The following is a 7,792-nucleotide window of genomic DNA, read 5'->3' as shown; positions in this document are numbered from 1 at the left end:
GGGAACTCCATGGTCAGATCGACCCCTCTACCCGCTCAAGTCAAAATGGCAGTCGCGCCATCTCAGAACGAGGCGCCTCTCCCGCGAAGCGGGTTCGTGCATTAGGCGCAAAGCAGCCATGCCGCCGTCGCGTGTGAGACTCTGCTTCGGGTCACAAGCAGAACAGCAGCCCCCTACGGCTCGTCCCTCACATCGCGCAAATTAGACACAACGCGGCGGTTCTGCGACCTGCAGGCGGTGTCGGGGCACTCGCGGACGAGCCTGTCCTTGCCGTAGCCCTTGGCCCACATGCGGTTGCGGTCTATGCCGCCGGCGGCGAGGTAGTCCATCACCGCATCGGCGCGCTGCTGCGACAGCGCCGTTTCCTTTGCGCCGGGATCGTCGGCGAAACCCTGCAGCTTGAGCAGCCAGCGCGGATGCTTTGCCAACCAAGCGATCTGGGTGTCGAGGGTGGCCTTGGCGACGGAATCGAGCGCGGCCGAACCTTGCGTGAAATAGGTGCGGCGGCCGACATTGAGGATAAAATCCTCCTCGCTGCCCGGCTGCACGTTCTGGAAGCCGGCAACCTCGGTGTTGGTGACGTCGGGTGTGGGAGGGGCCAGCGTGTTGCTGGTCGAGCAGGATGCGGCCAGCAGCAGCAGGCCGGCGGCGAGCAGCCGGCGCGTGTTTTCAATGATGCGGTTCATGAGGCGCCAATCATTCGACAGTGGTGGAAGCGGGCGCCTGGTCGGCGATGTGCGGCAGGACCTGCACCGCGGTGCCGATCGGGCAGCGCTGGTAGAGGTCGATGATGTCTTCCGGGAACATGCGGATGCAGCCGCTGGAAGCGTCGGTGCCGATGCTCCATGGCTCCAGCGTGCCATGCAGGCGGTAGCCGGTGTCGGCGCCGTCGCGGTGCAGATAGAGCGCGCGCGGCCCGAGCGGATTGTTGGACGCGCCGCCTGCGATCATGTCCGGTAGCTCCGGCCTGCGCTTGCGCATTTCGGGAGGCGGGACCCAGTCCGGCCACAGCGCGCGGCGGTCGATCGTCGCGCGGCCGTACCATTTGAAGCCGTCCTTGCCGACGCCGACGCCGTAGCGGATGGCGGTCTTGTTTTCCATGATGACGTAGAGGAAATGGTGGCGGGTATCGACCACGACGGTGCCGACCGGCTCGCTACTGAAATACTTGACGATCTGGCGATGCCATCTCTTGTCGATCTTGGCGAAGTTGGTCTTGCGATACACAAAATTGTTGTCGCTGGCGGTACCGGCGAAAAAGGATTTTGCCGCCGCTGCTTGAGCAATATTGCTGGTTGCACCCATCGCGACCAGCGCCAAGCCGCCGAGCACGACACCCCTGCGTGATAAAACCATCGGCAATATTCCCCCTCATGCCAAAAGCCTGGCGGACCATAATTGAGAATTACTTCGCCTCAAAGTGGAAAATGCTGCGTTGCTTCAGTCCGCCGTGTCCGGACATTCGTCATTGCCGGGTTCGGGCGGGTAGACCGGGTGATCGGCAGATTGCTCGACGAGCGTGGATACAGGTGGGTTGCAGTCGACCTCGACGCCAAAAATGTAGAGCGGTCCCGGAAAGAACGTCTACCGGTCTTTTTCGGCAACGCTTCGCAGGAGGAGATGGTGGCCGCCGCGAAAATTGACTGTGCAAAGGCCCTGGTGATCACTCTGGACGACCCCGAGGCAGCCAAATCGGTTCTTGCGGCGCTGAGACGCAAACTGCCCGACCTCCCGTCAGATGCGATGGCGGAGCGCCTCAACGATCACCGCCATCGCAGGCGAGAGCTGTCGCCTGCTCGGGTAGTAGAGGTGATAGCCCGCAAACGGCGGACTCCAGTCGTCAAGCACGAGCCTAAGGCATCCCTTGGCGATGTGCTGGCTGACGAGGTTTTCCGGGACATAGGCGATCCCGAAACCGCTTATTGCAGCCTCGATCATGGGAATGGACGAATTGAAGGTGAGTTGGCCTTCCACCCGCACACGAAGGTCGCGGCCATCCCTGGCGAATTCCCAGGCATATAATCCGCCGAACGTCGCCTGCCGCATATTGATGCAGTCATGGTCGACCAGATCCTGGGGTGCGGTCGGAACGGGATGGCGAGAAAAGTACTCGGGAGAAGCCACGGCCACGAGCCGCCAATCCGGCCCGATGCGCACTGCGATCATATCCCTGTCGATGCTCTCACCAAGCCGCACGCCTGCGTCGAAGCGCTCTTCCACAATGTTCTTCAAGCCGTTGTCGCTGTAGAGCTCGACGCACACGTCAGGATAGTCGCCGAGCAAGGGCTGCAGCTTCGGCCAGACGGTCGTCTGGAGCGCATGGTCGGACAGCGTGATACGGACCGTTCCGGAGGGTTTGTCGCGAAAGGCCACCAGGCTTGCGAGGTCGGCTTCGATTTCCTCGAAGCGGGGAACAAGAGATTGGAAAAGTCGCTCGCCGGCCTCGGTCGGAGCGACGCTCCGCGTCGTACGTGTCAGCAGGCGGACGCCAAGACGAGCTTCAAGCTCCTTGATTGTCGAACTCAGGGTAGACTGCGAGGTTCCGAGCTTGGCCGCCGCCTTGGTGAAGCTGCGCTCCCGCGCGACCGCCACGAACCAGAGCAGATCCTTCATGCCATCGCGCTGCATAGGGCACCTCCGGTCGGACATTTATATCATGAGCAGATAAGTCCATGCGAATTACTCAGTCTAATAGAATGGGTTCCTCTGCAATATCTTCCGGCATGGCGACGGGGATGGGCGGCTGATCCGCCCCAGTCGCCTTGCAAGGATGCCAATCATGGAGACGACCTACGACACAAGGCTTGTCGAAGACCGCGCCGCATGGGGCGCGGTGTTGTCGATGGCGCTGTGTGTTTTCGTGCTCATCGCGTCGGAATTCATGCCGGTCAGCCTGCTGTCGCCGCTAGCGGCCGATCTCGGCATCACCGAGGGCCGCACGGGACAGGCGATCTCGATTTCGGGCGCTTTCGCCGTCGTGACCAGCCTGCTGGTCGCGGGCCTCACACGCCGGATCGACCGCCGCCTGGTTGTGACCGGCTTTACCCTTCTCCTGATCGTATCCGGGCTCGCTGTCACTTTCGCGCCGAACTACGCGTTCCTCATGGTCGGCCGGGCGCTGCTCGGCATCGCGATCGGCGGGTTCTGGTCGATGTCGACCGCGATCGTCATGCGCCTCGTGCCGCAAGACATGGTTCCGAAGGGTCTCGCCATGCTAAACGCTGGCAATGCCATTGCGGCCACCGTCGCCGCGCCGCTGGGCAGTTTTCTTGGCGCCTATGTCGGCTGGCGCGGCGCTTTCTTCCTCGTCGTGCCGCTTGGGGTCCTGGCGCTGGTCTGGCAGTGGACAAGCCTGCCGGCGCTGCCCCCGCGCCGGAGGAAGCGTCCTGGCAATCCGCTGGCGCTCCTCGGCCGTCTTCCTGTCGCCACCGGCATGGCGTCGATCATGATGCTGTTCATGGGCCAGTTCGCGCTCTTCACCTATCTGCGGCCCTTCCTCGAGAGCGTCACTCGGCTCGACATCGCCGAGCTTTCGGCGATCCTGCTGGCGATGGGGCTGGCAGGGGTGCTCGGCACATGGTGCGTCGGCCGGCTTTTGCGCACGCGCCTGTTCAGCATCCTCATCGTCATCCCGCTGGTCATGGCCGCGCTGGCAGCTGTGCTCATCGCCGTCGGTGCCTTGCCGGTTCCCACAGCGCTGCTGCTCGTTGCCTGGGGCTTCTTCGGCACGGCCGCGCCGGTTGGCTGGGGCACGTGGCTCAGCCGAACGTTGCCGGACGACGCAGAGGCCGGCGGCGGGTTGCAGGTAGCCGTCATCCAGCTCGCCATTACAGGCGGTGCCGCGATCGGCGGCACGCTCTTCGATACGGTCGGCTGGTGGGGAGCATTCACTTTCGGCGCGGTGCTGCTCTGCGGATCGGCGCTCGCCGCCTTTGCCGCATCGCATATGGCCCGGAGGTCTTTGCCATGACTATCGAGCGTGCGCCGCTCAGCCGCCGGACATTGCTCGGCGCCGCGCTCGCGGTGGCGGCCCTGCCTCGCGCAGCCGCCGGCCAAGACCGCGAAGCCTCAGTCAGCCAGGAGCCCACCGACATGAAGATCAGGATGGTTTTCAACGGCCGCACCATGACCGCCACGCTCTACGACAATCCGTCGGCGCGCGACTTCTTCTCCATGCTGCCGCTCGACCTCAAGATCGAGGACTACGCGCATAACGAGAAGATCGCCTATCTGCCGCGCAAGCTGACTGAAGAGGGAAGCGGTCCGTTCGCCAACGAGCAGCCCTATGACCTTTGTTATTTCATGCTCTGGGGCAACCTGGCCATGTTCTACGCCGACTATCGCCATCCCGGGCTGATCAGGCTCGGCCGCTTCGACGAGGGCGAGCAGGCCCTGCACATTCGCGGCGCGTTCCCGCTTCGCATCGAACGCAGTTGAGGACCCAATGGAGATCACCATGGACATTCTTCGCGCTGGCACGAGGCCTTCCGGCAAGGGGCCACCTGACTGGTTCACCGGCACGGTGCGGATCGATCCGCTCTTCAATCCCTTCGATGCCGGGCGGGTCCAAGGCGCACAGGTGACCTTCGAGCCCGGCGCCCGCACCGCCTGGCACACGCATCCGCTCGGCCAGACGCTGATCGTTGTCTCCGGCCTTGGCCGCGTGCAGCGCGAGGGTGGCCCGGTCGAAGAAATCCGGCCGGGGGACGTCGTCTGGTTCGCGCCCGGCGAAAAGCACTGGCACGGCGCGTCGCCTCAGACCGCCATGACCCACATTGCCCTCCAGGAGGTCAAAGACGGCAAGGTCGTGGACTGGCTGGAACATGTCAGCGACGCCGACTACGGCGCCTGATCTTCTCGACTCGAAAGGAACCAAAATGCTCGCAACTGTTCTTCACAAACCGGGCGACATCCGCTGCGAGGAAATCGCCGATCCGAAAATCATGCGGCCAACGGACGCCATCATCAAGCTCTCGGCAAGCTGCATCTGCGGCTCGGACCTGTGGCCCTATCGCGGGCTGCAGCCGGTCGACGGCCCGATGCATATGGGCCACGAATATTGTGGCATCGTCGTCGAGGTCGGCGCAGAGGTGCGCACCATCCGTCCCGGCCAGTTCGTCGTCGGCTCGTTCTGTCTCTCCGACAATACCTGCCCGCACTGCCGCTTCGGCTTCCAGTCGTCCTGCGTGCAACGCGAATTCATGTCGGGCGCGCAGGCACCTTATGCCCGCGTGCCGTTGGCGGATGGCACACTGGTCGCCACCGCCGAGGTGCCGCCGGCCGAACTCATCCCCGACCTGCTGGCCGTGTCCGATGTGCTCGGCACTGGCTGGTATGCGGCCGACGCAGCCGAGGTCCGAGAAGGATCGACGGTGGTGGTGGTCGGCGACGGTGCGGTCGGCCTGATGGGCGTGCTTGCGGCCAAGGAGATGGGCGGCGAGCGCATCATCGCCATGAGCCGGCACGTCAGCCGCCAAAAACTCGCCCGCGAGTTTGGCGCCACCGACATTGTGGCCGAGCGTGGCGAGGAAGGCGTCGCGCGCGTCCAGGACCTCACCAGGGGCGTCGGCGCGGACTCGGTGCTGGAATGCGTCGGCACGGCGGAATCTTTCGACCAGGCGCTGGCCTGCTCCCGCCCCGGCGGCACTATCGGCTATGTCGGCGTGCCGCATGGCGTGAGCTTCGATGGCCAGAATCTCTTCTTCGGCCAGAAGCGCATGCTGGGCGGCCCCGCGCCGGTGCGCCGCTTCCTGCCCGACCTTATGGACCGTGTGCTCAAGGGCAGGATCAAGCCCGGCAAGGTCTTCGACCTCAAGCTGCCGTTGGTCGAGGTCGCTGAAGGCTACCGCGCCATGGACGAGCGGCGCGCCATCAAGGTCATGCTTTCGGTGTGAGCGAAGATTGGGCGGACGGCCTGTGCGCACCCGCAAATCAGAAAAGGAACAACGACATATGACGATGAGATTGAAGATCGCCGCCCTTGCGCTTTCAGTTATCACGCCGGCTTTCTCCCAAGAGTCCCCGATCATCGGCGCATGGCGCATGAGGTCGCTCGAGGCCGGCGCCGAGGGAAATCTCAAGCCCGTGCCATATTCCGGCCAGGTCATCTTCACCGAGGCCGGCACCCTCTCGGTGCAGGCCCAGAACCCCGACGCCAAGGCGCCGGACACGCCTTATACGGCGAATGGCTACGAAGCCTATTACGGGCCGGTCGCCATCAACGACCAGGACAAGACCTTCGTCATCACGATCGAGTCCTCCCTGGTCCGCAACCTTGTCGGGAAGAGCATGAAACGCAAATTCGAAGTCTTGGGCAACAAACTGGTCCTCACCCCGGACAATCCGGCCGAAGGCTGGCGCGTAACCTACGAACGTTACTGATCGGAACAGCCCGACTGTCAACCTGTCATCGATGGCCACAATGGCGCGGACTTCAGACCGAAATGGCGCGACAGCGGAACTGGCGCCAATCATGGCGGCTGTCTTCGCCGGCTTCCTCCTGATCGGCTTGGCGCTACCCGTCCTGCCGCTGCATCTTCACCAGCAGCTCGGCTTCGGCCCCTTCGCAGTCGGGCTGGTGACGGGCAGCCAGTTCGTCGCCTCGATGCTGTCGCGCATTGGGGCTGGAAACTATGCCGATGGGCGCGGCGGCAAGCGGGCCGTCGTCGTCGGCCTCATTGCCGCTGCCCTGGCGGGGTTCATTTACGTCGGCTCGCTGGCATTGCTCGACCGGCCCGTAGCGTCCGCATCGGCGCTCTTCGCCGGCCGGGCGGTACTGGGCGCGTCTGAGAGCTTCATCATCACCGGCGGCGTCGCCTGGGGCCTTTCCCTTGCGGGCGGACAGAACTCCGGAAAGGTCATAGCCTGGGTGGGCACGGCGATGTTCGCGGCGCTCGCGCTAGGCGCGCCGATCGGATCTGCGCTTTATGCGGCGAGCGGCTTCGCCGCGATCGCACTCGCGACGGTCGGCCTGCCGCTTGCGACGCTGCTTGCCATCCTGCCTATGCGTGGCACCAGCCTCGCCGCGAGCGCCGCGCGACAGTCATGGACGAGCGTGGCGCAAGCGGTCTGGCTTCCCGGCGTCGGAGCTGCTTTCAGCAGCCTTGGCTATGGCGCGATCCTGTCCTTTGGCGCGCTGCTCTTTGCCGAACGCGGCTGGCAGCCGGTCTGGCTTCCCTTCACCGCTTATGCCGCGTCGCTGATCGCGGCAAGGCTGTGCTTCGGCCACCTGCCTGACAGGTTGGGGGGCGCGCGCGTCGCTGTGATCTTCGTGGCGGTCGAGGCGGCAGGGCTGATGCTGACCTGGCTTGCGCCCGGGCCTGTTCTCGCCGCCATCGGAGCGGGCCTGACTGGCCTTGGCTACTCGCTGGTGTATCCCGGTTTCGGTGCCGAGGCCGTAGGCCGTCTTCCGCAACGCAGCCGCGGCCTGGCCATGGGACTCTACACCGTCTTCCTCGACGTGGCGCTCGGCTTCGGCAGCCCGGCGCTCGGCTTGGTCGCCGCGTCGGCCGGCCTGCAATTCGTCTTCCTCGTCGTCGCGACGGCGACGCTTCCGGCGTTGGGCATCGCTCTGCTGCTGGGTCGCCGTAACGCTCCACTATAGCTAGTCTGTGCTCGAGATGTCGCGCAACCACGATCGCTCCCGCTTTGGGCGACGTCTGCTTCCGGGCAATGACAAGACCGACGTCTACGGCCGACATTGCTGAAGGGTTTCGGGTGCCGTCAGGCGTACGAAAGTCTCTGATGCAGGAACCCGCGGGCCGCAGGCGGTGAGCTATGGGGATTTGTGTTT

At 64.4% G+C, this 7,792-nt stretch carries 9 protein-coding genes and 1 pseudogene; 7 read left to right on the top strand and 3 right to left on the bottom strand.

From position 1 onward, the window contains the following. Nucleotides 1-173: 173 nt before the first annotated feature. Together NKI08_RS34140 and NKI08_RS34135 are read right to left on the bottom strand one after the other, a co-directional pair. A complete protein-coding gene (locus NKI08_RS34140; protein ID WP_352474289.1) occupies nucleotides 174-686 on the bottom strand; it encodes an OmpA family protein in 513 nt (170 codons plus the stop codon). Between the two features lie 10 nt (nucleotides 687-696). Continuing rightward, nucleotides 697-1,356, bottom strand: coding sequence for a L,D-transpeptidase (locus tag NKI08_RS34135; protein ID WP_352616234.1), 660 nt, complete (start codon nucleotides 1,354-1,356; stop codon nucleotides 697-699). Between the two features lie 42 nt (nucleotides 1,357-1,398). On the opposite strand from NKI08_RS34135, the pseudogene NKI08_RS34130 reads away from it, so the two are divergent. After that, a pseudogene (locus NKI08_RS34130) lies at nucleotides 1,399-1,722 on the top strand (NAD-binding protein); the annotation flags it as partial. 12 nt (nucleotides 1,723-1,734) lie between these two features. Here the strand turns inward: NKI08_RS34130 and NKI08_RS34125 are convergent. Then, entirely contained in the window at nucleotides 1,735-2,628 is an 894-nt protein-coding gene (locus NKI08_RS34125) for a LysR family transcriptional regulator (RefSeq protein ID WP_352775843.1), read from the bottom strand. Nucleotides 2,629-2,779: 151 nt separating this feature from the next. On the opposite strand from NKI08_RS34125, the gene NKI08_RS34120 reads away from it, so the two are divergent. The 6 genes from NKI08_RS34120 to NKI08_RS34095 all read left to right on the top strand — a co-directional run bounded on the left by NKI08_RS34120 (nucleotide 2,780) and on the right by NKI08_RS34095 (nucleotide 7,603). Then, nucleotides 2,780-3,970 (top strand): MFS transporter, encoded by a 1,191-nt coding sequence (locus NKI08_RS34120; RefSeq protein ID WP_352775840.1) that lies wholly within the window; start codon nucleotides 2,780-2,782, stop codon nucleotides 3,968-3,970. After that, nucleotides 3,967-4,437, top strand: coding sequence for a cyclophilin-like fold protein (locus tag NKI08_RS34115; RefSeq protein ID WP_352775837.1), 471 nt, complete (start codon nucleotides 3,967-3,969; stop codon nucleotides 4,435-4,437). Before NKI08_RS34120 ends, NKI08_RS34115 begins: the two co-directional genes overlap by 4 nt. Nucleotides 4,438-4,456: 19 nt before the next feature. Beyond that, nucleotides 4,457-4,852 (top strand): (R)-mandelonitrile lyase, encoded by a 396-nt coding sequence (locus NKI08_RS34110; RefSeq protein ID WP_352491966.1) that lies wholly within the window; start codon nucleotides 4,457-4,459, stop codon nucleotides 4,850-4,852. A 25-nt stretch (nucleotides 4,853-4,877) separates the two neighbouring features. After that, entirely contained in the window at nucleotides 4,878-5,894 is a 1,017-nt protein-coding gene (locus NKI08_RS34105; RefSeq protein WP_352775834.1) for a zinc-dependent alcohol dehydrogenase family protein, read from the top strand. A gap of 64 nt (nucleotides 5,895-5,958) precedes the next feature. Further along, a complete protein-coding gene (locus NKI08_RS34100; RefSeq protein ID WP_352775847.1) occupies nucleotides 5,959-6,381 on the top strand; it encodes a lipocalin-like domain-containing protein in 423 nt (140 codons plus the stop codon). A 31-nt stretch (nucleotides 6,382-6,412) separates the two neighbouring features. Further along, a complete protein-coding gene (locus NKI08_RS34095; RefSeq protein ID WP_352616220.1) occupies nucleotides 6,413-7,603 on the top strand; it encodes an arabinose transporter in 1,191 nt (396 codons plus the stop codon). The last annotated feature ends 189 nt before the right edge of the window (nucleotides 7,604-7,792 follow it).

It is taken from the genome of Mesorhizobium sp. M0768, assembly GCF_040320195.1.
Classification (GTDB): domain Bacteria; phylum Pseudomonadota; class Alphaproteobacteria; order Rhizobiales; family Rhizobiaceae; genus Mesorhizobium.
This window is presented reverse-complemented; position numbering and strand designations above follow the sequence as displayed.

Bases quoted from the DNA above. Each gene is read 5' to 3' on its own strand.
- NKI08_RS34095 (WP_352616220.1), top strand. From the start codon at position 6,413: ATGGCCACAATGGCGCGGACTTCAGACCGAAATGGCGCGACAGCGGAA.
- NKI08_RS34125 (WP_352775843.1), bottom strand. From the start codon at position 2,628: ATGCAGCGCGATGGCATGAAGGATCTGCTCTGGTTCGTGGCGGTCGCG.
- NKI08_RS34100 (WP_352775847.1), top strand. From the start codon at position 5,959: ATGAGATTGAAGATCGCCGCCCTTGCGCTTTCAGTTATCACGCCGGCT.
- NKI08_RS34140 (WP_352474289.1), bottom strand. From the start codon at position 686: ATGAACCGCATCATTGAAAACACGCGCCGGCTGCTCGCCGCCGGCCTG.
- NKI08_RS34110 (WP_352491966.1), top strand. From the start codon at position 4,457: ATGGACATTCTTCGCGCTGGCACGAGGCCTTCCGGCAAGGGGCCACCT.
- NKI08_RS34135 (WP_352616234.1), bottom strand. From the start codon at position 1,356: ATGGTTTTATCACGCAGGGGTGTCGTGCTCGGCGGCTTGGCGCTGGTC.
- NKI08_RS34105 (WP_352775834.1), top strand. From the start codon at position 4,878: ATGCTCGCAACTGTTCTTCACAAACCGGGCGACATCCGCTGCGAGGAA.
- NKI08_RS34120 (WP_352775840.1), top strand. From the start codon at position 2,780: ATGGAGACGACCTACGACACAAGGCTTGTCGAAGACCGCGCCGCATGG.
- NKI08_RS34115 (WP_352775837.1), top strand. From the start codon at position 3,967: ATGACTATCGAGCGTGCGCCGCTCAGCCGCCGGACATTGCTCGGCGCC.